The organism is Aurantiacibacter odishensis, assembly GCF_003605195.1.
Lineage (GTDB): Bacteria > Pseudomonadota > Alphaproteobacteria > Sphingomonadales > Sphingomonadaceae > Alteraurantiacibacter > Alteraurantiacibacter odishensis.
This window is the reverse complement of record NZ_QYOS01000018.1, coordinates 18,762-42,024: the sequence shown is the minus strand read 5'-3', so window position 1 is coordinate 42,024 and position 23,263 is coordinate 18,762. Positions and strand designations below refer to the sequence as shown.

At 61.2% G+C, this 23,263-nt stretch carries 24 protein-coding genes; 17 read left to right on the top strand and 7 right to left on the bottom strand.

The window, feature by feature from the left end; translation table 11 throughout:
• The first annotated feature begins 198 nt into the window (after positions 1 to 198).
• The 4 genes from D4Q51_RS01590 to D4Q51_RS01575 all read left to right on the top strand — a co-directional run bounded on the left by D4Q51_RS01590 (position 199) and on the right by D4Q51_RS01575 (position 2,640).
• The gene (locus D4Q51_RS01590; RefSeq protein ID WP_120075937.1) at positions 199 to 819 is read left to right on the top strand and encodes a glutathione S-transferase family protein; all 621 of its coding nucleotides are present in this window, start codon (positions 199 to 201) and stop codon (positions 817 to 819) included.
• A gap of 79 nt (positions 820 to 898) precedes the next feature.
• The gene (locus D4Q51_RS01585) at positions 899 to 1,930 is read left to right on the top strand and encodes a pyridoxamine 5'-phosphate oxidase family protein (RefSeq protein ID WP_120075935.1); all 1,032 of its coding nucleotides are present in this window, start codon (positions 899 to 901) and stop codon (positions 1,928 to 1,930) included.
• Positions 1,927 to 2,172: a hypothetical protein gene (locus D4Q51_RS01580; RefSeq protein ID WP_120075933.1), complete on the top strand. Its 246-nt coding sequence runs from the start codon at positions 1,927 to 1,929 to the stop codon at positions 2,170 to 2,172. The genes D4Q51_RS01585 and D4Q51_RS01580 overlap by 4 nt, the downstream gene beginning before the upstream one ends.
• A 3-nt stretch (positions 2,173 to 2,175) precedes the next feature.
• Positions 2,176 to 2,640, top strand: coding sequence for a nuclear transport factor 2 family protein (locus D4Q51_RS01575; RefSeq protein WP_120075931.1), 465 nt, complete (start codon positions 2,176 to 2,178; stop codon positions 2,638 to 2,640).
• 290 nt (positions 2,641 to 2,930) lie between these two features.
• On the opposite strand, the gene D4Q51_RS01570 is transcribed toward D4Q51_RS01575, so the two are convergent.
• Complete coding sequence (locus D4Q51_RS01570; protein WP_162925091.1) at positions 2,931 to 3,941, bottom strand: AraC family transcriptional regulator; 1,011 nt, start codon at positions 3,939 to 3,941, stop codon at positions 2,931 to 2,933.
• A gap of 239 nt (positions 3,942 to 4,180) precedes the next feature.
• On the opposite strand from D4Q51_RS01570, the gene D4Q51_RS01565 reads away from it, so the two are divergent.
• The 7 genes from D4Q51_RS01565 to D4Q51_RS01535 all read left to right on the top strand — a co-directional run bounded on the left by D4Q51_RS01565 (position 4,181) and on the right by D4Q51_RS01535 (position 9,627).
• Positions 4,181 to 5,002: a cysteine hydrolase family protein gene (locus tag D4Q51_RS01565; RefSeq protein ID WP_120075927.1), complete on the top strand. Its 822-nt coding sequence runs from the start codon at positions 4,181 to 4,183 to the stop codon at positions 5,000 to 5,002.
• Between the two features lie 147 nt (positions 5,003 to 5,149).
• On the top strand, positions 5,150 to 5,635 hold the full coding sequence (locus tag D4Q51_RS01560) for a YHS domain-containing (seleno)protein (protein ID WP_120075925.1): 486 nt from the start codon (positions 5,150 to 5,152) through the stop codon (positions 5,633 to 5,635).
• Positions 5,636 to 5,736: 101 nt separating this feature from the next.
• Entirely contained in the window at positions 5,737 to 6,303 is a 567-nt protein-coding gene (locus D4Q51_RS01555; protein WP_120075923.1) for a carboxymuconolactone decarboxylase family protein, read from the top strand.
• Between the two features lie 42 nt (positions 6,304 to 6,345).
• Complete coding sequence (locus D4Q51_RS01550) at positions 6,346 to 7,899, top strand: dihydrolipoyl dehydrogenase (protein WP_120075921.1); 1,554 nt, start codon at positions 6,346 to 6,348, stop codon at positions 7,897 to 7,899.
• 71 nt (positions 7,900 to 7,970) lie between these two features.
• Positions 7,971 to 8,645, top strand: a complete 675-nt coding sequence (locus D4Q51_RS01545; RefSeq protein WP_120075919.1) for an FMN-dependent NADH-azoreductase — start codon at positions 7,971 to 7,973, stop codon at positions 8,643 to 8,645.
• A 37-nt stretch (positions 8,646 to 8,682) separates the two neighbouring features.
• Complete coding sequence (locus D4Q51_RS01540) at positions 8,683 to 9,069, top strand: VOC family protein (RefSeq protein WP_120075916.1); 387 nt, start codon at positions 8,683 to 8,685, stop codon at positions 9,067 to 9,069.
• 78 nt (positions 9,070 to 9,147) lie between these two features.
• A complete protein-coding gene (locus D4Q51_RS01535) occupies positions 9,148 to 9,627 on the top strand; it encodes a tyrosine-type recombinase/integrase (RefSeq protein ID WP_120075915.1) in 480 nt (159 codons plus the stop codon).
• A gap of 447 nt (positions 9,628 to 10,074) precedes the next feature.
• Here D4Q51_RS01535 and D4Q51_RS01530 read toward each other — a convergent pair whose 3' ends face one another.
• The 3 genes from D4Q51_RS01530 to D4Q51_RS01520 are packed head-to-tail and all read right to left on the bottom strand — an operon-like array spanning position 10,075 to position 12,484.
• A complete protein-coding gene (locus D4Q51_RS01530; RefSeq protein WP_120075913.1) occupies positions 10,075 to 10,815 on the bottom strand; it encodes an SDR family oxidoreductase in 741 nt (246 codons plus the stop codon).
• Positions 10,812 to 11,759, bottom strand: coding sequence for a 2-hydroxyacid dehydrogenase (locus D4Q51_RS01525; RefSeq protein WP_120075910.1), 948 nt, complete (start codon positions 11,757 to 11,759; stop codon positions 10,812 to 10,814). Before D4Q51_RS01525 ends, D4Q51_RS01530 begins: the two co-directional genes overlap by 4 nt.
• A 2-nt stretch (positions 11,760 to 11,761) precedes the next feature.
• Entirely contained in the window at positions 11,762 to 12,484 is a 723-nt protein-coding gene (locus tag D4Q51_RS01520; protein ID WP_276309482.1) for an SDR family oxidoreductase, read from the bottom strand.
• A 231-nt stretch (positions 12,485 to 12,715) separates the two neighbouring features.
• Between D4Q51_RS01520 and D4Q51_RS01515 the strand changes: the two genes are divergently transcribed.
• The 6 genes from D4Q51_RS01515 (at position 12,716) to D4Q51_RS01490 (ending at position 17,982) form a co-directional block, all read left to right on the top strand.
• Entirely contained in the window at positions 12,716 to 13,771 is a 1,056-nt protein-coding gene (locus tag D4Q51_RS01515; protein ID WP_120075906.1) for an L-idonate 5-dehydrogenase, read from the top strand.
• Positions 13,768 to 14,103, top strand: a complete 336-nt coding sequence (locus tag D4Q51_RS01510; protein ID WP_120075904.1) for a hypothetical protein — start codon at positions 13,768 to 13,770, stop codon at positions 14,101 to 14,103. Before D4Q51_RS01515 ends, D4Q51_RS01510 begins: the two co-directional genes overlap by 4 nt.
• A 26-nt stretch (positions 14,104 to 14,129) precedes the next feature.
• Positions 14,130 to 15,194, top strand: coding sequence for a LacI family DNA-binding transcriptional regulator (locus D4Q51_RS01505; protein WP_240624514.1), 1,065 nt, complete (start codon positions 14,130 to 14,132; stop codon positions 15,192 to 15,194).
• Positions 15,191 to 16,066: an NAD(P)-dependent oxidoreductase gene (locus D4Q51_RS01500; protein WP_120075901.1), complete on the top strand. Its 876-nt coding sequence runs from the start codon at positions 15,191 to 15,193 to the stop codon at positions 16,064 to 16,066. Before D4Q51_RS01505 ends, D4Q51_RS01500 begins: the two co-directional genes overlap by 4 nt.
• Complete coding sequence (locus D4Q51_RS01495; RefSeq protein ID WP_240624513.1) at positions 16,053 to 16,565, top strand: gluconokinase; 513 nt, start codon at positions 16,053 to 16,055, stop codon at positions 16,563 to 16,565. The genes D4Q51_RS01500 and D4Q51_RS01495 overlap by 14 nt, the downstream gene beginning before the upstream one ends.
• Before the next feature lie 76 nt (positions 16,566 to 16,641).
• Positions 16,642 to 17,982 (top strand): spinster family MFS transporter, encoded by a 1,341-nt coding sequence (locus D4Q51_RS01490; RefSeq protein ID WP_120075897.1) that lies wholly within the window; start codon positions 16,642 to 16,644, stop codon positions 17,980 to 17,982.
• A 31-nt stretch (positions 17,983 to 18,013) separates the two neighbouring features.
• Here D4Q51_RS01490 and D4Q51_RS01485 read toward each other — a convergent pair whose 3' ends face one another.
• The 3 genes from D4Q51_RS01485 to D4Q51_RS01475 all read right to left on the bottom strand — a co-directional run bounded on the left by D4Q51_RS01485 (position 18,014) and on the right by D4Q51_RS01475 (position 22,783).
• Positions 18,014 to 18,829, bottom strand: coding sequence for a M90 family metallopeptidase (locus tag D4Q51_RS01485; RefSeq protein WP_120075895.1), 816 nt, complete (start codon positions 18,827 to 18,829; stop codon positions 18,014 to 18,016).
• A 121-nt stretch (positions 18,830 to 18,950) separates the two neighbouring features.
• Positions 18,951 to 19,895 carry an isocitrate lyase/PEP mutase family protein gene (locus tag D4Q51_RS01480; RefSeq protein ID WP_120075893.1) on the bottom strand — a complete coding sequence of 315 codons (945 nt, stop codon included), beginning with the start codon at positions 19,893 to 19,895 and terminating at the stop codon, positions 18,951 to 18,953.
• 101 nt (positions 19,896 to 19,996) lie between these two features.
• On the bottom strand, positions 19,997 to 22,783 hold the full coding sequence (locus tag D4Q51_RS01475) for a TonB-dependent receptor domain-containing protein (protein WP_162925090.1): 2,787 nt from the start codon (positions 22,781 to 22,783) through the stop codon (positions 19,997 to 19,999).
• Positions 22,784 to 23,263 lie beyond the last annotated feature (480 nt).

Genomic DNA, 23,263 nt, shown 5'->3' with positions numbered 1-23,263 from the left:
GGCATGAATCCGGTCCAAACTCTCTCTCCATCAGCAATTGGACGACGAAGTCCATCTGCAAGGTTGCCGAGAAAATGAATCATAATTTCATTTTTCGAAATAGTGAATTCAGAATTATCCCGGTTCTTACAGCAACTGCATTGCTCCAGATGAAGGCAGTCGGATGAGCCGGCGTTCATTCAATCAGGAGCGACCCCAGTGAAACTCTACCACTTCCCACTCTCCGGCCATGCCCATCGGGCGCGGCTTTTCCTTTCGCTTATCAACGCTGAGGTCGAAGTGATTGATCTCGACCTAGCTGCCGGCGAACACAAGCAGCCTGGCTACTTGAAGCTTAACCGGTTCGGTCAGGTACCGGTACTGGTCGATGGCGATACCGTTGTCGCCGATTCCAATGCGATCCTGGTCTATGCGGCGAAGAAATACGACCGAACGGACTGGCTGCCGGAGACGCCAGCGGAGGCAGCAGCGGTGCAGCGGTGGTTGTCGGTTGCAGCCGGTCAGGTCGCATTCGGACCGGCGGCAGCGCGGCTGATCACGGTTTTCGGAGCAGCTCTCGACCCGGACGAAGTGATAGCCCGCGCACACGCGGTGCTCACCGTGATCGACGCTGAACTTGAAGGCCGCGACTGGATCGCCGGAGGACCGAAGCCATCCGTCGCCGATGTCGCCCTCTACAGCTACATCGCGCGCGCACCGGAGGGAAATGTCGAACTTTCCGGCTATCCCAAGGTCAATGCCTGGCTTGTACGCATCGAAGCACTGCCGGGTTTCATACCGTTCCAACCGACCCCGGTCGGGCTTGCGGCAGCAGCCTGACGCCCCTCGTGAGGCAGCGGTTCGTATCCCCCCTCTCCCGCATCGCTGCCTCGCAATTCTTGCATTCGGACCTCTGATCATGACGAACTTGATCGACAAACCCACGCGTAGGCTGTTCCACGAAGGCGAGATTGCCTTGCAGCGTTCGGTCGGTATGGCTGAACGGATCGAGCGCGTCGGCGCAAAGGTGGTGCGCGATTTCATGCCGGATCAGCATCGCGAATTCTTTGCGCGATTGCCGTTCATCGTTGCGGCAACCGTCGATGACCTAGGTGATGTCTGGCCAACGATCTTCACAGGCCAGCCTGGGTTCGTCAGTTCGCCTTCGCCCACTTCGTTGACGATCAATGCGAAGCTGGACGCCGCCGATCCCGCGGCATCCGGGGTCCATGCCCACGGAGCAATCGGCCTGTTGGGGATCGATCTCGGCACACGTCGGCGCAATCGTATGAACGGGAGGATCATGAGCCCGGCGGATGGTCTTCTGTCAGTTGAGGTCGGTCATGCCTTTGGCAATTGCCCGCAATATATCCAATTGCGCGACTTCGATTTTGCTCGCGACCGGGATCAGCCTGCGTTGAAACCTGCCGAGGTGGCAACCGGGCTGACGGACGAGGCCCGCGAGATCATCTCGGCTGCCGATACGTTCTTCGTCGCATCCTACGCGGAGCGCGTTGACGAGAGAGAAGTCGACGTTTCGCACAGGGGCGGCAAGCCTGGCTTCGTCAGGATTGACGACAACGGCCTGCTGACCATTCCGGATTTCTCCGGGAATTTTCACTTCAACACGCTTGGTAATTTCGTGGTGAACCCGCGCGCCGGATTGCTGTTTATCGACTTCGAAACGGGCGATCTCCTGCAACTCGCCGGCATTGCCACGGTCATCACGGACTCGCCGGAAATTGCCGCCTTCGAAGGCGCCGAGAGACTCTGGACTTTCCGGCCAGATCGCTTGGTGTTGCGCCGGGGGGCTTCGGCATTGCGATGGACAATGCGTGAGAATGCTTTCTCGGCCAAATCGCTGAGGACGGGGTCCTGGGAGCAGGCTACCCGTCAGCCCCGCCAGGGAGGTCTTGGGCAGAGCGGCGCAGCGGTGGACAGCGAGGTATGAATTTCAGCCTGATCCCCATGTCCGCGGCCGAAGAACTGGCGCTCGATTACGCCCCGTCCGCCAGCAGCAATCGCCTGCCTGCGGTCCTCTACCCGGTGGCTTTGTTCTTCGTGTTCCAGCTTTCGGCCGATGGCCGGTCCGCCGATGTGCCATCGGACACGGCAGGAATGGCTCTGTTTGCAGAAGCCTCCTGCGAGGATTGCATCCCAACGCCTATCCCAACCCGTCAAACGAAGGATTGAATCATGTCACGACCTCCGCTGCCTCCATTCGACGAAGCATCCGCCCGCGAAAAAGTCCGGCTGGCCGAAGATGGCTGGAACAGCCGCGACCCTGCCAAGGTGGCGCTCGCATACACGGAAGATACCAGATGGCGAAATCGCGCTGAATTTCCCCAAGGCCGCGACGAGGCGCGCCAATTTCTTGAGCGGAAATGGGCGAAGGAACTCGATTACCGTCTGATCAAGGAACTCTGGGCCTTCAGCGGCAACCGCATCGCGGTCCGCTATGCGTACGAGTATCGCGACGACAGCGGGAACTGGTTTCGCGCCTACGGCAACGAGAACTGGGAATTTGCCGACGACGGCTTGATGCAGAACCGCCACGCAAGCATCAACGAACATCCCATTGCAGAAGCTGATCGGCTTTTCCGCTGGCCCCTCGGGCGGCGTCCTGACGATCATCCGGGCCTGAGCGAGCTCGGCCTCTAGGCCGCGGGCGACCGCGCGCATTTGCTTATGCCAAGGAATTAGCCTCATGCGCCTTTGTTTCGATTGCTTGCTCAGGGAGGATACCTCCTGGGCGAAGCGCTATTGGTTGACCTGGTTGCCGATCCTTTTGTGGGGTGGCGGGGCCTTCTCGCTGCTCGACGGATCGTTTGCGATCAGCGCGCAAGCACTGTTCTTTCTTGCAACATTCGGCTGGTCTGTCTGGCCACTCTTCGCCGCGAGCCGGCCCGCTTCATCGAACCGGCAAGCTCCGCGCGCCGGGAGGAAGGACGCTAGCTGTGAATAGCGCTTCCGGTTTGGCCACGATAAGTTCTCGGGGTCGTCCCCGACCAACGTTTGAAAGCGCGGGTAAAGGAGCTTTGCTCGGAGAATCCGGTCAGGAAGGCGACCTGGACAAGCGAATGGCGCCCCTGGCTGACCAGCTTGAGCGCCACTTCCCGCCGAGCCTCGTCGACCAGCGACTGGTAGTTTTGCCCGAGCTCTGCCAGGCGGCGCTGCAGCGTGCGGCTGCCAATCCCGAGATGGCATGCCACATCCTCGAGCTTGGGAACACCATCGCTGAGGGTGTTCGCGACCTGCATGACCACCTCCCGGTCAATCCGGTCGGGCTCAGTCGTGCGGAGGATCTCTTCCAGATGCTGACGCAAGAAGTTCCAGATATGCTGGTCGCCGACGCGGTTCGGCCGATCGACATCCTGCTGGTGCATGATGATCGCATCGACGTCGGCACCATGAATCACGGGACACCGAAAATGCCCCTCAAGCGGCTTCACATCGCCCACCGGCGGGTGCGTGAACTGGACCCGTTTGGGCGTGAACTCCTCGCCATTCGCATCGCGCCAAAGGGAAACAAAAGTGCCGAGCGCAGCTTCGTTCGAAAGCCTGCCCCCGTCGTTATCAGGGGCTGCCCGGTGATTGATCCACCAGCATTCGGAGCCCTCGTCCGCCAATGCGAAGGCAGAATAGGGATTGTACAGCCTCGCATAGCGATCAAGCCGCTCGAACGAGCGGCGCAGCGTTGGAGCCGATTTGATCGTCAGGCCCAATGGCCCGAAATCCTCGCAGCGCATCGATGCCGATGTGCGCATGTGGAAGCTGATTTTCGGTCGTTCATCGCTGGCCAGCGCTTCGAACAGCAAGTGGTGCTGCTCAACCTGTACCCGGTTCGCAGGATCGGAGAGCGCTTCGTGCGCTATGCCCGCATGCGCCAGCGCACGCTCGACCGTGGCCGGCTTCGCCTGGGCAATCGCCTTGCGAGCGAAAAGCGCAGAAACCTCTACCAATTGGCCCCCTGCCTGCCTTCCCGTTGTCGAACCGATAACTCGCATAGCCGCTTTCGCGAACTTTGGCACCTCAGGTCAAATTTTTGGCAGGTGCGATCAATATTCGCGAGGACCGGAGTCGTATTCCAGCAAGCGTCAACTCAACGGCGACTTCCGACGAGCCACACTGTTCTATCAGCTGGTCCGGACACCTCACCCAAGACGAGTTGGCAGGTTGAAACGCTTGCTGAGGAAAAAACATGAACCGTCTCCCATCAACTTCGCGGAAGCTGACCATTGCGTTGGTGGCTTCGATCGCAACAATCGGCACGACGACCGCGAGTCTGTCGGCGCAGGAACAATCCCGTGCTGCAACGGCTCACCAGCCGCCCGTCAATGACGGACTGCCGATGCCCGGCTTCGAGATCGATCCGGCCACAACGGCAATCGTCATCACCGATCCCCAGAACGATTTCCTCTCGCCCGAAGGCGTGACCTGGGGCGTGGTGGGCCAGAGCATCACAGCAAACCGCACCGTCGAGAACCTCGGCGCGCTCTTCGAAGTGGCGGACGAAACCGGCATGCCGGTTTTCGTATCTCCCCACTATTACTACGAGCATGACCATCGCTGGCAGTTCGAAGGGGCGCTGGAAACGCTGATGCATGCCCTCGGCATGTTCGATCGTCCCCATGCCCTGACCCTTGAAGGGTTCGAAGGCTCGGGAGCCGACTGGCTGGAACAGTACAAGCCCCATATCAACAACGGACGCACAGTCGTGACAAGTCCGCACAAGATCTATGGGCCAGACAGTAACGACCTCGCGCTACAGCTTCGCAAGGCAGGCATCTCCAAGGTCATCCTCGGAGGCATGTCGTCGAACCTCTGTACGGAATCGCACATGCGATCGCTGATCGAGGCGGGCTTCGAGGTGATGGTTGTCACGGATGCCACGGCCGGTGCGATTACCGAGCATTACGACGGTTATGCCGCATCACTTGTCAATTACCGCATGATCGCCAGCGCAATCGATAACACCCGGAACACCGTGGCCGCGATCCGCCAGGCTTACGCAGCGCGGTAGGCCAATCCCGCCCCCGCTCGACCGAAGCACCCCGATCCCACTCCGGTCGAGCCGACGGCGGCAGGCGCGCAACCAGTCCCCCGCACCGCGCAATGCCTGCCGCCGTCCCCCACTCTCAAGGTCGGGCCATTCTTTAGGAGAACGAAAATGCGTGGAATTGTCTTTTCCGTCGCCTTGGTATCCAGTGTCGCCTGTGGTTTCTTCAATCCGGCACTGGCCGCCGACGAATACAATGTCACCAGCGGCTACACGCTCGATGGCGCCGGCCTTGGCGTCCACGGCGTCGATACCGTGGTGCTGAGCACGATGAACGCCGTGGCCCCTGGCGCCGCCGAACATGCCGTGGTCCATGACGGCGTTGCCTACTACTTCGCATCCGAGATGACGGCCGAGCGCTTCAGCGCAGATCCGGAACGCTACATGCCGCAGTATGGCGGCTACTGCGCCTATGCGGTGGCACTGGGAAAGAAGCTGGATGGCGATCCGCGCTATGCCGATATCGTCGACGGCAAGCTCTACCTGTTCGTCAACGCCACGATCTTCGAGCGCTATCTGGCCGACAAGGAAAACACCCTGCGGACGGCTGACGAAAAGTGGCCGACCATCATCCACGCAAGGGTCGAAGACCTCTGATCCAGTTCCGGGCGGCTGGTTCCCATCCTCGCCTGCCGCCCGGTTCCCGAGCCCGATTGCGGCTCCTCCATCCCCTCGCACAAGATCAAGGAAGGCCCCTCATGACATCCTTTACCGTTCACAATCTCGCAACCGCCCCGGAAGGTTCGCAGCCGTTCCTGAATGCCGCGAAAGGCGCCTATGGCTTCGTGCCAAATCTGCTGGGCACCATGGCGGAAGCACCCGCAATCCTCGAGGGTTACATGATCCTCGCGGGCATCTTCGAGAAAACGGACCTCTCTGAAACAGAGCGCCAGATCATCCTGATGACCAACAACAGGCTCAACGGCTGCCATTATTGCATGGCTGCTCACACCTCGATTTCCCAGGGAGCGGGTGTCCCCGCAGACGTGATCGACGCCTTGCGCACAAACACGCCGATTGCCGATACGAAGCTTGAAGCGCTTCGCACGTTCGCCGCTGTCATCAATGAAACGCGCGGTTGGCCTCAGCCTGCGGACATCGAAGCGTTTCTTGGCGCGGGTTACACCCGGCAGAACATGCTCGAGGTCATTCTCGGAACCGCGCTCAAGGTCCTGTCGAACTACACGAACCATGTCGCCGAGACCGAACTGGATCCCGCTTTCGCTGCCAACGCCTGGACTGCCGATCTCGCTGAAGTGGCCTGACCCACGCGAGCGCCCGCGGATGCCGATTTCGGACCCGGACCGATGGCCGGGGACTGCCGGAGTCTTCGCTCCGGCAGTCCCGCCGCCCCAACGATTACTCACAGGACCACGCCAGTGACCACACAGATTGCACGCACAAACGGCTCATCGCCAACCCCTGCAGAAGCGGTATTCGATTTCGATGTCGCGATCATCGGAGCGGGTACGGCCGGCATGTCCGCCTATCGCGAGGCTTCGCAATATACGGATAGCATCGCGCTGATTGATGGCGGCCCGCTAGGCACTACATGCGCGCGGGTGGGCTGCATGCCCTCCAAGCTGCTGATCGCTGCCGCCGAAGCAGCCCATGCCGGAAGCAAGGCACCTCAGTTCGGCGTTCGTTACGGCGAACCGTCGATCGACGGCAAGGCCGTCATGTCTCGCGTGCGGAGCGAGCGGGACCGCTTTGTCGGATTTGTCGAGCAGGCTGTCCTCGGCTTCGAGAAAGGCGAAGTGATCAGGGAGTATGCCCGTTTCGAAGATGATCATACCCTTCGCCTCAGCAGCGGGCGGAAAATCACTGCGCGAAGCATCGTGATCGCAACGGGTTCGCGGCCCTCGATCCCCCAGGAACTGTTCAGCGCAGGAGAGCGCCTGATCGTCAACGACGATGTGTTCAACTGGACAGACCTGCCCGGCTCCGTCGCCGTATTCGGGGCTGGTGTGATCGGGCTGGAACTGGGCCAGGCATTGCACAGGCTAGGCGTTCGCGTGCGTCTGTTCGCCAGGAACGATAACGTAGGCCCGCTCACCGATCCGCTTGTCCGCGAATATGCGGCCAATGCTTTCTCCGCCGAGTTCTCGGCCATCTGGCATGCGAAAACCCGGATCACACGCGAAGGTGAGGGCGTGATCGTGCGCTGGGGTGACGAGCCGGAGCAGCAAGAGCGCTTCGATTACCTCATCGCAGCCACCGGGCGGGCCCCTAATCTCGACAGGATCGGGTTGGAGAACACCACCTTGCGCCGAAGTGTGACAGGCGTGCCCGAATATGATCCGCTGTCGGGCCGCGCTGGCCAAAGCCACATCTTCATTGCCGGAGATGCCGCCCCGGACCTGCCATTGTTGCACGAGGCGGCGGACGAGGGGCGGCTCGCCGGAGAGAACGCCGCGCGCTTCCCGCATTCCTATCGTCGCGCTCGCCGAGCGCCGATCGGGATCGTTTTTTCAGACCCCCAGATAGCAATCGTCGGATTGAGCTACGCAGCCCTGATGGCTCGATCCGAGCGTGCGTTCGTCACCGGCGAAGTTTCCTTCGAAGATCAGGGAAGAGCACGCGTGATGGGCAACAACAAGGGTTTGCTGAGGGTCTACGCAGAACACAAGACCGGATTGTTCCTTGGTGCCGAAATGGTCGGGCCATCGGCCGAACACATTGCCCACCTGCTGGCCTGGACCATTCAGACCGGAATGACGGTCGAGCAGATCCTGCAGATGCCGTTCTATCATCCGGTGCTCGAGGAAGGCGTGCGAACGGCTTTCAGAACAGCCCACCACGCCTTGGGCTTTGCCCCCAACCCGCCGATGCGCTGCATCGATTGCGGGCCAGGGGCATGAATGCTGGGCAAACGGCCCGCGAGTTCCCCAGTGTTTCAAGCTTCCAACCATCATTTCAGGAGATAGCAAAAATGACCAGACTGCTACGCATCGATGCCAGCGCCCGCACCTCGCGCTCCTTGACACGAGCTCTGGCGGACAACTTCCTGCAAGGCTGGCAGGCGCGAAGGCCTCATGATGAGATCGTCCTGCGCGACGTCGGAAGCAACCCGCCTCCGTTCATCACCGAGGACTGGATCGCAGCGGCGTTCGCGACAGAGCGATCATCCAGCCAGGAAGCACTGCTTGCGCTATCCGATGAACTGATCGCGGAGGTCGCAAGTGCGGATATTCTCGTCATGGCAACGCCGATGTACAACTACGGCATGCCAGCGGCGCTCAAGGCGTGGTTCGACCAGGTCGTGAGGGTCGACAAGACGTTCACCTTCGATCTTGCCCGCGGCGATGCACCACTCGAACCGGTGTTCGCGGGCAAGACTCTCGTCCTGCTCACATCCTGGGGCGAATTCGGATTCGCTCCCGGAGGCCTCAACGAAGGACGCGACAGCCTGACTCCGCACGTGCGCACGGCTTCGCGCTATCTTGGCGTCGAAGCGTTCCACCACGTCGGAATAGAGTACCAGGAGTTCGGCGATGAACGCTTCCAGGCTTCGCGCGATGCTGCCTATGCAGCGATCGACCCGCTGATCGACACGCTGACAGGCGCGTGTGCACCGCTTTCGGCTCCCCGAAAGTCGGCAGCATAGCTCACGAGCAGATTACTTACTGGAAGGACCGCTTAAAGTGCCTGCTAAACTGGATCATCTTACTATCGCCTCGCGGGATCGAGAGGCGGCAGACCATCACTACGAGACCCTCCTGCCTCTCGTCGGCTTTCAAAAGGTCAAGAACGGCATCTGGACCGATGGCGAGGGATTCTATCTCCAGTTCATGACTGCGAACCCGGAGACGGGGCCTTATGAGCGTTATGGTGCAGGGGTGAACCACTGGGGGCTCTCGATGGATTGTGCCGAGGCGGTCGATAGGTTGCGCACCGCATTGATCGCAGCAGGTCTCGACGCACAGCCGGTTCAGGATTTGCATGGTGCCAGAGCGCTGTTCGTTCCCGATCCGGATGGACTGCGCGCGGAGTTCACCTGGCATCCCGAGGGCATGACGCCCGTGGGCTAGGGCGTGGTCAAGCGCCTGATCCGGTTATGGTGCCATCCATCCAGACCTGCAAAGGCTATATGTTGGTCGGAGAAATCCATGCGAGCGACAGGCGAACTGCGCACCATGCGATGGGCTGACGTTAATCTCGATGATGCCTGTTGGATTATACCAGCCGAGCAGATGAAGGTGCGGCGGGAGCATCGGGTTCCCCTATCGCGTCAGGCACTGGAAACGATCCGGTCGATGCAAGATACCGCTGCATACAGCGAGTATGTATTTCCCAGCGACAATTCCAAAAAGCCGCCTTCGGAGAATGCAATCAACGGTGCTCTGCGGCGCCCCGGCTACGGCGGTAGGATGATCGCTCACAGCTATGGTTCAACAGCGAGCTCGCTTTTGAACGAGAGCGGCAAAAGGAATGCAGACGCGATCGAACGAGCTTTAGCCCACCAAGACTCGAATCCGTCCGCGCAATCTACAACCGCACGGCATATTGCGGACGGGCGCGTAGCAATGATGCAATGGTGGTCGGACGAGATCGACGCGATGATGGCCGAGGCGAGCATCACACGTTAAGCAATGCAACACTCACTTGACCCCCAAATTCGCTTGTCGTCAGCGCCAGATCGCGCACAGCAGCGTACAAAGGCGACCGATAAAATCTCCGTTGGCGAAGTTTTCTGCACATTCGCCTGCTCTGGCGAATGTGTAAATGGTGCCAGAAGAGGACTCACGGGATCTATCTATAGATCTGTTAAATATGTATTCGTTCGATCTCCATATAGGTGAAGCCCCGATAGAGGCCCCTTTGCCCTAGAGCTGAAACGGATACGAGTCCCGGCTGGCAAAGATGCGCTCGCGAATCGCGCTTCTGATGTCTTCTTTGCGCCCTAATTTCAGTCATTCGAGATGCTGGCGCCTTGGTCAAAAAGCCGACGTTCGTTGAGTTTCGACTGAATGGCAGTTCCGCGTTCTTATTCCCGACCTAGAAACTTCACTTGGCCCCGAGATCGGACATTCTACCTAGCCGCGCCCAACGAACGGCATCGTAGTCGCCATAATGGTCATGAACTGCACATTCGCCTCGAGCGGAAGCTCGGCCATATGAACTACAGCGCGGGCGACATCGTCCACGTTCATCACCGGCTCGGCGCGGATCGAGCCGTCAGCCTGCAGCATCCCATCGACCGCTCCGCTGGCCATATCGGTTGCGGCGTTGCCTATATCGATCTGACCGCAGGCGATGTTGAGTTCGCGTCCGTCCAGCGAGGCGGAGCGGGTAAGGCCGGTGATCGCGTGCTTCGTGGCCGTGTAGGCGGCTGAATGAAGTCTTGGGGCATGCGCCGAGATCGAGCCGTTGTTGATGATGCGTCCGCCTTGCGGCGACTGGTCTCGCATGACGCGGAAGGCGGCGCGCAGACAGCGGAATGCGCCCGAGAGATTGACCTCGACAAGCCGGTCCCAGTCCTCGTCGCCCACCGAGTCTATCCGCGTGGCTGGCAGTGACAGGCCGGCATTATTGAACAACAGGTCGACCCGGCCAAACCGCTCGACCGTCTCAGCAAAAAGGCCATCGACAGACGCGCTGTCGGCCACGTCGGTTGGAAGGGCGAGTGCGGACTTGCCGATGGATGAGGCCAGATCTGCGAGCGGCTCGGGCCTGCGACCTGCCAGAACAACGCGCCAACCGGCCTGCGATAGCCCGAGAGCGCTGGCGCGGCCGATCCCGCTGCCAGCGCCGGTGATTACGGCGACGCCGTTCACGCGACGGGCGTGCAGGGCGGATCACCCGCAAGAACAGCGTCCACATTGGCGATGACGAGGTCCGCCATCGCCTTGCGTGTTTCCACCGTTGCACTGCCAACGTGCGGGGTCAACACGGTGTTCTCGCTGTGCCGCAGGGCTTCGGGAACCTGCGGCTCCTTCTCGAACACGTCCAGGGCAGCGCCAGCAATTTGTCTGGATTCCAGCGCCGCAATAACCGCCTGTTCGTCGACCACGGATCCGCGAGCGACATTCACCAGCACCCCTTCGCGGCCAAGCCTCTCCAGCAGGGCACCATCGACCACTTTTTGAGTCTCAGGCGTGGCTGCACACGCAACGATCAGCACGTCGCTCCATCGCGCCAGTTCATGCACTGTCGAACAATAATGGAAGGGAACGTCTTTCGCCGTGCGAGACCAGTAGCCCACTTCTCCCATGGGGGCGCAACGATCAGCGATGGCGTGCCCGATGCGGCCAAGGCCAAGCACACCGAAGCGTGATCCTGTCACCTTGCGGCCAAGTGGCAATTCTCCGTCTGCCCATTTTCCGGCGCGAACATGAACATCGCCGCTGGCGATGCCGCGCTTCAGGGCAATCACGAGACCGAGCGCCAGGTCCGCGACATCATCGGTCAGCACGTCTGGCGTATTGCTGACAGCCACTCCGCGTGCAGAGGCGTGGGGGAGATCGACCTTGTCGAAACCGACCCCGTTTATGGCGATCAGTTTCAGCGACGGCAGGCTGTCGATGAGATCGTTGGCGCAGCCTATGTGTCCGCCGGTGACAACAAGATGGCATTCCTTTCCCATGCCATCGAGGAATGCGGCGCGGCTTGCATCGTCCTCATCGAACCAGCGGAAGAGGCGCAATCGCTCTGCCAGTGCGTTTTCGAGATAGTCGGAAAAGCGGCAAAGCTGCACGGCAGCGGGCTTGTCTTGCGCCATGATCAGATCACTGTGGTTATGCCGCCATCGACATAAATCGTCTGTCCGTTGACGAAGTCGGATGCGGATGATGCGAGGAAAATGGCGATGCCGTGCAGATCCTTCAGATCTCCCCAGCGGCCTGCTGGCGTTCGCTTGCGGATCCAGGCGTCGAATTCGGGATCGGCGACGAGCGCCGCGTTGAGCGGCGTGTCGAAATATCCGGGCGCGATGGCATTGATCTGGAGCCCAGAGGCAGCCCAGTCCGCACACATGCCGCGGGTAAAGTTCCGCACGGCGCCTTTTGCCGCCGTATAGGGTGCGATGCCGGGCCGTGCGAGTTCGCTTTGCACGCTGGCGATGTTGATGACCTTGCCGCGTCCCCGCTCCAGCATATGCCGGGCGACGTGCTTGCTCGCGTAATAGACACCGTCGACGTTGGTCGACATGAGTTCGCGCCAGTCGCCGTCCTCGAAATCCTGCAACGGGCCGCGCCTCTGGATGCCGGCGTTATTGACGAGAATGTCGATCGCGCTCTCGGCTTCTATCTCTGCCACGGCGTCTGCCACGGCATCGGCATCGGTTACGTCGAATGCTGCGCTGCTGACCGACGCACCCGTTTCCGCGAGTTCACGAGCAGCCTGCGAAAGGCTTTCGGAATTGCGTCCATTGAGCACCACGTGTGCGCCGGCACCAGCGAGCGCTTCGGCCAGCGAACGCCCGATTCCCTGCGACGAGCCTGTGATCAGTGCCGTGCGTCCCGTTAGATCAAAAAGAGTATGAACCGTCCCCTCCTATTTTTCCCATGCATAGAAAGGGACCGGTCACATTACAACCGCCGATTTGCGAGCCCTGCGGCAGAGCGCACGAAATCGTATCGGAAGATGGACTCAACTGGCCAGAAATCCGAAGAGGAGTTTGCCCTAATCACTTTTCGATGATATCGGTCCCATAATTGTTTGAGAGGATACTAAGGTATGCTGGCAGCCGTTTGTCATGGCGCACGCGATTTGCGCGTTGAGGAATTCGATCCGGGTGAGCTTGCCCCTGACGAGGTCCTGGTGAGTGTAGCTTACGGCGGCATCTGCGGCTCGGACCTTCATTACTATCACCGTGGGGGCGTGGGCGACTTTTCGATCCGCGAACCGATGGTCCTTGGGCACGAGATATCGGGAACGGTGGCGGCCGTCGGATCTTCGGTCACGGCGCTGGAGCCGGGAATGAAGGCCGCGCTCGATCCCAGCAAACCTTGCCTGTCCTGCCGCTATTGCCGCGCAGGTCGGTCCAACCTTTGCCTCGACATGAAATTCCTCGGCAGTGCAGGACGCTTTCCGCACGTGCAAGGCGGCTTCGCTCGCCGGATCGTATTGCGACAGGACCAGGTCATCCCGGTTCCGCAGGATACGGATCTGCTCGCGCTGTCCGTGGCAGAGCCGCTGTCCGTCGGCCTTCACGCCGTCACCCGTGCAGGCGACCTTCGCGGCAAGCGCGTGATCGTGACGGGGTCCGGCCCGATTGGTCTCCTGACTGCATTGTCGGCCATCCACGCAGGTGCGGCCTTCGTCGTCGCCACGGATATCGAGGACGCAGCGCTACGCGTGGCGAAGAAGGAGATCGGCGTCGATGCGGTCGTCAACGTGGCGAGCGATCCCGACGGGCTCGCCGCTTTCTCCGACGACGATAGCCATTTCGACGTGGCTCTCGAGGCGTCCGGCTCGCCGGCGGCGCTAGCTTCGCTTTTCCCGGTGATGCGGCGCGGAGGACGCATCGTGCAACTGGGCATGATGCCGCCTGGCGAGGTGGCGATCCCGATCAACCCGGTGCAGACGCGCGAGATCGAGCTGGTCGGCGCTTTCCGCGCTCACGACGAATTCCGCCTTGCTGCTCAGCTCATCACCAGCGGGAAGATCGACGTATCGCCGATCCTGTCGGGAACATATGCGTTGGAAGATGCCGTAGAGGCCTTTGCTCTTGCCGGAGATCGCAGCCGCGTGGTCAAACTGCACCTCGCGATCGCGGGAGGGGCGGCATGATCACACGCCGCGCGATTTTCGAAGGTCGTATCAAGCCCGGCATGGAGGACCGCTTCTTCGAAGAGGTCGAGAGCCGTCTTGCCCCGTTGTGGCAGGCGTTCCCCCATGCGCTGGCAGTGCGAATGTTCCGCATCGAGGACTGCGACGACACAGAGCGTCCCGTCGTCATGATACAGGAGGTGGACTACCCGGATCGGGAGAAAATGCAGGAGGCTATCACCTCTCCTGCCCGCGATGCAGCGCGCGCCTGCACGATGGAATTGCTCGAGATGTTCGACGGACGCTTCTATCATGTTATCAGCGGCAAGAACCGACTTTCGGCAAAAGGCTGAAAGTCTGAAGCATGGGGCTGATTTCAATGGCTGAAGCAGATCGGGTGAAGAAAGCTGGCCCGCGTTCAACGGGGCGGCCCACGATCCGCGATGTATCCCAGCTCGCCGGGGTTTCGCGCATGACTGTGTCTCGCGCTATCAGCGATCCCGAACTGGTGCTGCCCGCCACTCGCGAGAAAGTGGCGAAGGCTATCGCCGCGCTGGGCTATGTGCCCGATCGCACGGCAGGGAGCCTTTCCAGTCGCAAGACGGGTTTCATCGCGTTGATGCTGCCGACGCTCACCAACGCCAACTTCGCCGCAGTTGCCCACGGCCTGACAGAGGCTCTGCGCGACGCCAATTTCCACCTCCTGATCGCCTACACCGAATACGACATGGTGGAAGAGGAACGGCAGTTGCGTAATCTGCTCGCCCGCCGACCTGAAGCCATCGTGATGACCGGCGCGACCCACAGTCCGGCGGCCAGCAAGTTGCTGCTGGCAGCAGACGTGCCGATCATCGAGATTGCCGACCTTCCGAGCCGCCCTATCGGCCACGTCATCGGCTTTTCGAACCATGAGGTTGGTCGCACTGCGGCGCGCTATCTGATCGACAAGGGCCACACTCGGATCGGTGCCATCGGCGGTACCGTAGAAGGTGAAGTGCGCGACCATCGCGGTGAAGAACGTATGCGCGGCTTCGAAGATGAATTGCGCCTTGCAGGGCTGTCTGCCGATGCGGTGCTGCGCTACGGGGAGGCTCCGCTCAGCTACGATCACGGTGCCGCTGCGATTGGTAGATTGCTGGAAAAGTCGCCCGATTGCCAAGCCGTGTTCGCGGTGTCCGATCTTTCCGCGGTGGGTGCGATGATGCAGTGCCAGCGCATGGGCGTGAGCATTCCGGATCAGCTTTCGCTAATTGGCTTCGGCGACTTCGAGATCGGGCGCATCGTCAATCCACCCCTCACGACCATCCATGTGGATTTCAACGAGCTTGGCCGGCGTACCGGTGCGACTCTGCTCGCTTTACTGGGCGAGGATGGCAATGCGCGTCCCGGTAGGGTCGATGTCGGCCTCTCCGTGGTGGAACGGGAATCGGTGAGAAAAGCATGACAAAAGTCGCCATGATCGGCGCCGGCGTGATGGGTTCGGCCATTGGCTCCCGCTTGCTCGACGAGGGCTGCACGTTGTCGTTCTTCGATGTCTCGCAAGATGCGGGCGGAGATCTTGCCGGGCGAGGCGGCATTCGTGCAGCATCTCCCGCGCAGGCTGCAAGCGAGGCGGAGTTCGTCTTCGTCAGCCTGAACTCCGCCGATATCGTGGAACAGGCCGTGTTCGGCGATGGCGGGGTGGCGGAAAGCGGCGGGAGCGATTCTCTCCTGATCGACATGTCGAGCATCGACCCCGGACGCACGGCAAGCATGGCCGGGAAATTGCGCGAGCGCTGCGGCATGGGCTGGGTTGATGCTCCCCTGTCGGGCGGTGCGCCTGCCGCCCGCGAGGGCCGCATGACCCTGATGATCGGCGGCCGCCCGGAAGACGTGGCGCGAGCAGAGCCTGTATTGGCGCTGCTTTCCGCGCGGCGCACGCACCTTGGCGATGCAGGTGCCGGGCAGACGGTAAAGCTCGTGAACCAGATCCTGTGCGCGGGGCATTTCATGATCGTGGCAGAGGCCGTGAAGTTCGCCGAGAGCCAGGGCATCGATGCTGCCCTGATCCCCGATGCGCTGGCCGGGGGCCGCGCTGATTCCGCAATCATGCAGGAATTCATGGCCAAGATGGCCAAGCGCGACTTCACGCCTACGGGCCGGATCGACAATATGCTGAAGGATCTTGAGACGGTGCAGGCATCGTCCTTCGCCACCCGCACGGCAATGCCTGTAACGGGCCTCGTCTCCGAGTTGCACCGGATGCTGGTGGCAGGCGGTCTGGGCCCTGCCGACAGTGCCGAATACATGAAGCTGTTCGATCTTGGCAAAGAGTAAGCCCCGCTATCGGGGGGTGGTCGTGATCGGTCCCAGCGGGAACGGCAAGTCCACCCTTGGTCGCGCTCTCGCCGAGCGGCTGAAGTGGAGTTTTGTGGAAGGCGACGACCACCATCCGCGTGCAAATGTCGCAAAGATGGCACGCGGGGAGCCCCTTACCGACGAGGATCGCGCGCCTTTCCTGGATTCGATCGCTCACGCGCTTTCGTCGGGCCAGGCTGTTGCCGCATGCTCAGCCCTGAAGCGCGTTTATCGGGAGCGAATGAGTGAAGCATCGGGCCTGCCGTTGCTTTTCGTCCTGCCACAGGTCGGCAGGCAGGAGTTGCAGCGCCGCATGGAGAAGCGCACCGGCCACTTCATGCCGCCCGCCATGCTGCAAAGCCAGCTGGACACGTTCGAACCACCTGCCTCGGACGAGGCCTGCATGGTTCTCGACGGGACACTGCCGCCAGAACAATTCGCCGAGGCCGTTGCGGCCTACCTGACCACCGGAAACTAGGCGCCGCCAAGCCACACTGCTTGCCCCCGGCAAGTGCCGATGGTATCGGTCACATCGGAGAGGGAGATTACCGAAAATGGCCACCACAATTCCTGCCGACAATGTCCGCGCGGCTGATGAGAGCGCTTGGCCCAAGCCATCGCGGGGATGGCTGCTGGTCGCCCTGCTGGCACTCGCCTCTGTCGTCTCACAGTTCGATCGCACGGTCATCAACCTGATGGTGGAGCCCATCAAGGCGGAGTTCGGATTGAACGACACCGCCTTCGGCGCCTTGCAGTCCGTGGCTTTCGGCATCTTCTACGTCATCGCGTGCATCCCCTTGGGCCGCGCGGCAGACAATACCAACCGAAAGTGGCTGATCGCGATCTGCCTGCTGTTCTGGAGCCTGTTCGCCATGGCCTCGGGCCTGGCGAAGACTTACTGGCAACTGTTTCTCACCCGCATCGGTGTCGCCGTGGGAGAGGCGAGCCTGACGCCCGCGGGCCTTTCCATGCTCTCCGATCATTTTCCGCCAGACAAGCTGGGCCGTCCCGTTTCCGGGTTCCTGATGAGCGCGCCTGTCGGACAGGGCCTCGCCTTCATTGGCGGCGGCAGCCTGCTGACCGCGCTGACCGGCTCGGAAATGCTGGAAAGCGGATGGCTTGCAGGCCTGGAGCCGTGGCAGGCGGCCTTCATCCTGATCGGCGCGCCCGGTGTGCTGCTGGTTCCCCTGTTCCTTCTCATCCGCGAACCCGCGCGGCGCGGCCCGCAGGTGGACCAGCTTTCGGCGAAGGACACCGCGCGTCTCATTGGCCGGATGTGGCGCGCCCTCGTGCCCATGTTCATCGGCTTCGCCATGGTTCTGCTGGTCGCCTATTCGATCGCAATCTGGACTCCCGCGCTGTTGCAGCGCACCTACGGCTGGAATGCGGAGCAGATCGGCTGGGGCTTCGGTCTCGTCCTCATCGTCTTCGGCATGACCGGCGTCATGGCGGCAGGCTTCGCCAGCGACTGGCTCGCCGCTAAGGGGCACCGCGATGCGCCCTTGAAGGTCGCCTGCGCGGGCTTTGCCGTCGCGGGCATTTCTGGTGTGCTCGCACCGCTGATGCCTTCGCCATATATGGCTTTGGCGCTGCTGGGCGTAACGCTGTTCTTCGGAAACATGCCCTTCCCCTGCGCGGCAACATCGCTGCAACTGATCGTGCCAAACCGGGCCCGTGCGCAGATCAGCGCGGTCTACGTCACTTTCACCACGCTGGTAGGGCTGGGCGTGGGGCCGACTGTTATCGGCATCATGACCGACTTCGTCTTCCAGGACCCCTCCCAGATCCGCTACTCGATGAGCGTCGTGATCGGCTGCGCGGCACCGATCATGGTGGTCATGTTGCTGCTAGCGATGAAGCCTTATCGCCGGTTCCACGAGGAAATGCAGGGCTAGGACACGCGAAACAGGGAAGGCGGCGCCCGGTTCAATTCCATTCCGCGGGATCGAGAGCGAACAGTTCCGCCAGTTCGGCATAGAGCGCCGGTTCATCCCGGCGCAGGACGCGGGGTTTCTCGAAGAAGGCCACTGTGGCTTCGGCAAAGAATTCCTGGTGGTTGATCGCTCCGTAGGGATCGATCAGGGTGCCTTGCCCGCTTTCCAGACGCTCCAGGTGCGAATGGTACGCATCCAGCATCGCCTTTTCCCAACCCCTGTAGTCCTGCCCCTTTCGCAGGATCGGTATGCCGTTGGTGTGGCCCGTAAGGCTGTCCAGCTGGTGCGCGAATTCGTGGATGACGACGTTGTGGCCGTCATCCGGGTTGAGCCCGCCTTGCAGCGCATGGTCCCATGACAGCACGATAGGTCCGCGCGTCCAGCTTTCGCCGGCCATCGTTGCATCGCTTTCGTGGACTACGAAGCCATCGTGGGTGGGGCGGCGGGTGTAGAAGGCAGCAGGATAGATCAGCACGGTCCTGATGGTTTCGTACCATACCGGACTGTTGACCACGAGGAGGCAGGCCTGCGCGGCGATCGAGAGCCGCATTTCCTCCTTCACCTCCAGTCCCTGGTTGCCGTGGAACGTGACCTGATCGAGGAAAAGGTTGATCTTGCCCTCAAGTTTAGGGCGCAGCGATTGCGGCAGTTGCCGGACCATCGGTACGAGCCTTTCCAGCATCACGCGCTGGTCGGGAGTGAGCGGTGTTGCCAGCAGTCGCTCGCGCTTGCGCTGCCGCAGGACGCGCCGAAGCAAAAGGGCACCGACAACGAGCAGGGCGACAAGGAGAAAAGGCAAATAAGTCATCAGGTCCGCACAAGATGGGTGATGACAGCTCAGGGCACAATGCGAGTCGCGTGCGGCCCCAACGGAAAAGGGGCGGCGGATCGCTCCGTCGCCCCTCTGAAATCGCTACATACGCTGCGGCTCAGAGTCGGTCGTCAATTTTCGAGCGCACGAAGCCTTCCGGGAAATCCTCGACCGCGTTGCCCACGATGGTGAAATCCTTCTTGTCGCCGCCAAACCGGCTCTCCAGTTCCATGTAGCTATGCGGATCGAACAGCGGCGTGGCGCTCATGCCCATGATCTTGGTCGCGTCTTCCTTCTGGCAGGTATAGTGGCAACCTTGCTGCGCGTAGTTGTGAATGCCGTGTTCCAGCATTCCGTCCATTGCCGCCTTCAGGGTGTAGTGCATGGTGAGGAAGTTGAAGCCGAGCGGGTAAATGTCCTCCGCCGTCACGCCGGGCTTGCCGTTGATGTCGCGCACATCGGGAAACATCTTCCAACCGGGCACTTTCTCGGAAACGATCTTGGCGTGGTCCATCGTGGAGATGCGCACCACGGTGCTCATCTTCGCGCCCATCTCGACGGCGGCGCGCATACGCTCGCATCCTTCGTCCATCTCCGTTTCAGGATCGGCGTTGGTGCGCGCGATCAAGAAACAGTCGCTGCCTTCCATGGCCGCCAGCGCAGCGCGGACCTTCTCGTAATACTTCTCCCGCGGGAGGAGGCTGGTGGAGTTTTCCATGTCGCCGCTGTCTTCAAGTTGCAGCGCCTTGGCTCCCGCAGCGATCATGCGCTTGGTGCTGCGATAGACCGCCAGGGGACCGCCGAATCCGTCCTCGATATCCGCGGCCAGAGGGATGGCGTTGGTCTGGGTGATGCGGCTGCAGATCCACTCAATATCGGTGAGGTTGGAAAAGCCGTAGTCGATCACCCCGTTCATTGCGATAGACACTTCGCCGCCCGAAAGCATGGCTGCCTCGAAGCCGACCATTTCCACCGCGCGCATCGAGGCGCAGTCGTAGACGCACGGTGCGACAATGCAATGATCGGTGGATTCGAGCAGTTCGGAAAGGGACTTCTTGGCCATCTTGGTATTCCTTCAAAAAACTTGGCCATCGCCCGCCGCTGCGACAGCAACGAGCGATGGCCCTGGTAATGCAGCGCCGCCAGGCTTGGCGGTTTTTTAAGTCAGGGCAGACGGATCCGGACGCCGACCTTGTAGTAGCGACCGATGGGATCGTAATACACCTGCGTGGTAGCCCCCTGGGCCGATGCGGCGTACGGCGGGTCGGAATCGAACACGTTGTTGATCACCCCGAACACCTCCACCTCGTCGGTGACCTGGTAGGCCAGGTTGAAGTCGAGCACGAAGGCGGAATCGATGGTGTTGTCGCTGACGCTGTTGGGCGCATCGATATCGAAGCCCGGCTGGCTCGGCCCGACAAACAGCGTCTCCCAGATGCTTTCCGGGATATACTGGGCGTGCAGGCCCGCCGTCAGTCGATCCAGATTCCAGCGCACCGTGCCGTCCACCAGCCAGTCCGGCACGCCCGGCGTCGTGCCGGGACGCGCGCCGGTTTGGCCGACGCGATCGACGCCGCCGACCGTCAGTTCGAGGTAATGCGTGGCCAGCAGGCGCGCATCCACCGAACCCATCGGGCCATCGTTGGAGCTGTAGGCGAGTTCGAAATCGATACCACGGGTATCCTGCTGCGCAATGTTGAGCAGCACGTCCTGCACTTCGGTCAGCAGGCCGTCGGAATTGCGCGTCACCTGGGCACACAGGGCGTCGTTGCCCGCGTTGCACAGATCCACGATGGTCTGGGCGCCAAGCGAGCCGATGGCATCGTCGATGCTGATATCGAAATAGTCGACCGAAAAGCTGAGGCGGCGGCCAAAGCTGATATCGGGCGTGAGCACCGCGCCGATCGTCCAGGTGTCAGCCTTTTCGGGGGTCAGCTGCGGGTTGGCACCCTGGAAGCCGTTGATCTGGATCTGGCTGCCGTCACGCGGATCTACCACAGTGGTGCGGCCCAGCGTGACCGGACCGAACAGTTCGGTGAGGTTGGGCGCACGGATATCGCGGCTACGGGTGACCCGGAAACGAAGCCAGTCCACTGGTTCGTAAATGCCGCCAAGCTTCCAGGTCGTGGCATCGACGCTGGAATCGCCCACGGCCTGACTGGAGCGGCTGTAGTGCGTCTGCCGGATGGCACCGTTGAGTTCGAGCAGGCTCACGCCCGGCACATCGGAAATGATCGGAGCCACGGCTTCGAGATAACCCTCGACGACTTCGATCTTCCCTTCGATTGCCTTGCCGTTGAACGACCAGAAAGCATTGGCAGCGGAAAGCGGATCGGCATCGCCGGTCATCGAATCGCTGCGGAATTCCCCGCCGCCTGCAATGGCCAGTGTCCCTCCCGGAAGCTCGACAAGATCGCCGCGGATGTTGGCGGCCACCACGTGCTGATCCGTTTCAGCTGTCTGGAAACCGTCCGCGAAGACCCAGGCTGCCGCTTCGCTCGACACGTTTCCGCGCCCGAATGGATTCAGCGGCACGCAGCCCGGAACATCGTTTGCTGCGTTCCCGTCCGCATTGACGCGGCACTGCACGCCGGATTCCGTGTTCACTGCATCGACGGCGAGCACGCCGCGCGAATTGACGTAGTTGTTGCGGTAGTCCTGACGAAAATCGTTGTTGCCGTACTGGTAATAGGCATCCCAGTCCCAGTTGGTACCGATCGATCCCTCAAGTCCGGCGACAATGCGGAAAGTCTCGTTCTGTGTCTCGTCCACGGCATTGCCATGACCGTCCGGGAACGGCGCTTCCTGCTGGTAGACGCGCCACAAGCTGACCGATCCCACATCGTTTGCATCCATCAGGTCGGCCAGGCCGTCCGGAAGGAACGCGTTGTCGCGCTGGATGGTGTAGGCCGCGCGCGGGGGCGAACCTTTGACGAGGCCATTCACACGGCCATAGGACGCATCGAGCGTCGCGTTGATGGTATCGCTGAGCTCGTAGGATGCGTGGGCGTAGATTGTGTAGCGTTCGACTTCCGGGATCAGCAGCGTGTCGGTGAGAAGCCCATTGTAGAGCGAATCTTCGCCACCAAGGTTGAGGATGTGTGTGATACCGCCGGTCAGCGCCTCGCCATACTCGAACTGGCGGAGGGTGCCATCAGGATTGAACGTCGTTCCTTGGAACGGGCCGCCAGCTGGGCCTCCGGATACGAGACCGTCCGGCCCCCACCAGCCCAGCTGCGCCGGTCCGTCTCGCACGGTCGTGGCGTATCCCGGCCCACCGCCAGGCAATTGCATTTCGTTGGGGCACCAGTCACGCGTGTAGCAATCGCCCATACCCTCGTTCTTGTTGTATTCGCCCGCGATCATGAAGTGGCCGCGCCCGTCCGCGAAGTCCGTACCCCAGGCGAGAGAACCAAAGTATTCCTCGTTGTCGCCCTCTTCGGCGATGCCGAACTGTGCCGTGCCGCGCAGACCGACGAAGTCCCGGTCGAGAATGAAGTTCACCACACCAGCGACAGCATCCGATCCGTAGGCTGCGGATGCACCGCCGGTCACGATCTCGGTGCGGGATACAAGTGCGGTAGGGATCAGGTTGATGTCGACGGTGCCGCGCTGTGTCGAGGGGACGAAGCGCTTGCCGTCCAGCAGCACCAGCGTGCGTTCGCCGCCAAGGCCGCGCAGGTCAAGTACGCTTGCCCCAACGTTTCCGCCCACGGCCTGCTGCGTTGCAGGGGTGACGAGAGGGCGGAAAAGCGGAAGTTCGTTCAGCGTATCGGCCACATTGGTGGCAGCGCGCTGTTCGAGCAACTCGTCGCCCACCATGGTGACTGGGGTGGGAGCATTCGTGCCGTCGCGCGCAATGCGCGAACCCGTCACGACGATTGGCGTGCCCTGATTGTCGCTTGCGGCTGCACCTTCATCCTGCGCGAGGGCCGGCGCAGCGAGTGCCATTAACGAAACCGATGTGACCGCACCCACGGCCAAACGATTCGCGCGAAATGCGATTTTTTCCCTTGTCATACAAACCTCCCAAACTTCGTTATCTGTTCTGGATGTGACCGATACCATAAAGACGGCAAGTGTCAAATGCGGGTTGGTTTGCGTGAGGTCTATGCTTGTTGTGAGAGAGATCGGAGCAGGGGGATATTCAGCTGCGCTTGTCCGCTTATTCGTGTCTGACCATCAAAAGGCGACGTTCCGCTTTCGGCCCAATTTCGGCCGCGAAGATCGGTCCTACTGCCGGACTCCAAATTTAAGGTTTGGATACTCGACTGGTTCGATTTTCTGATCCAGGTATTCTCCTGTGCCACTGAAAAAGCCCCCTCAGCGGATTCTCCATTCATAATGATAAGGTCACAGGTTTGAGTCCTGTAAGCGGCACCACCTCTTTCAGTAGGACATCGCTAGCTTTGCAGCTGAAAGAGCTTTCGG

Bases quoted from the DNA above. Each gene is read 5' to 3' on its own strand.
- D4Q51_RS01500 (WP_120075901.1), top strand. From the start codon at position 15,191: ATGACAAAAGTCGCCATGATCGGCGCCGGCGTGATGGGTTCGGCCATT.
- D4Q51_RS01485 (WP_120075895.1), bottom strand. From the start codon at position 18,829: ATGACTTATTTGCCTTTTCTCCTTGTCGCCCTGCTCGTTGTCGGTGCC.
- D4Q51_RS01505 (WP_240624514.1), top strand. From the start codon at position 14,130: ATGGCTGAAGCAGATCGGGTGAAGAAAGCTGGCCCGCGTTCAACGGGG.
- D4Q51_RS01480 (WP_120075893.1), bottom strand. From the start codon at position 19,895: ATGGCCAAGAAGTCCCTTTCCGAACTGCTCGAATCCACCGATCATTGC.
- D4Q51_RS01565 (WP_120075927.1), top strand. From the start codon at position 4,181: ATGAACCGTCTCCCATCAACTTCGCGGAAGCTGACCATTGCGTTGGTG.
- D4Q51_RS01475 (WP_162925090.1), bottom strand. From the start codon at position 22,783: ATGGCACTCGCTGCGCCGGCCCTCGCGCAGGATGAAGGTGCAGCCGCA.
- D4Q51_RS01550 (WP_120075921.1), top strand. From the start codon at position 6,346: ATGGCCGGGGACTGCCGGAGTCTTCGCTCCGGCAGTCCCGCCGCCCCA.
- D4Q51_RS01585 (WP_120075935.1), top strand. From the start codon at position 899: ATGACGAACTTGATCGACAAACCCACGCGTAGGCTGTTCCACGAAGGC.
- D4Q51_RS01535 (WP_120075915.1), top strand. From the start codon at position 9,148: ATGCGAGCGACAGGCGAACTGCGCACCATGCGATGGGCTGACGTTAAT.
- D4Q51_RS01510 (WP_120075904.1), top strand. From the start codon at position 13,768: ATGATCACACGCCGCGCGATTTTCGAAGGTCGTATCAAGCCCGGCATG.
- D4Q51_RS01555 (WP_120075923.1), top strand. From the start codon at position 5,737: ATGACATCCTTTACCGTTCACAATCTCGCAACCGCCCCGGAAGGTTCG.
- D4Q51_RS01575 (WP_120075931.1), top strand. From the start codon at position 2,176: ATGTCACGACCTCCGCTGCCTCCATTCGACGAAGCATCCGCCCGCGAA.
- D4Q51_RS01525 (WP_120075910.1), bottom strand. From the start codon at position 11,759: ATGGCGCAAGACAAGCCCGCTGCCGTGCAGCTTTGCCGCTTTTCCGAC.
- D4Q51_RS01515 (WP_120075906.1), top strand. From the start codon at position 12,716: ATGCTGGCAGCCGTTTGTCATGGCGCACGCGATTTGCGCGTTGAGGAA.
- D4Q51_RS01490 (WP_120075897.1), top strand. From the start codon at position 16,642: ATGGCCACCACAATTCCTGCCGACAATGTCCGCGCGGCTGATGAGAGC.
- D4Q51_RS01560 (WP_120075925.1), top strand. From the start codon at position 5,150: ATGCGTGGAATTGTCTTTTCCGTCGCCTTGGTATCCAGTGTCGCCTGT.
- D4Q51_RS01545 (WP_120075919.1), top strand. From the start codon at position 7,971: ATGACCAGACTGCTACGCATCGATGCCAGCGCCCGCACCTCGCGCTCC.
- D4Q51_RS01580 (WP_120075933.1), top strand. From the start codon at position 1,927: ATGAATTTCAGCCTGATCCCCATGTCCGCGGCCGAAGAACTGGCGCTC.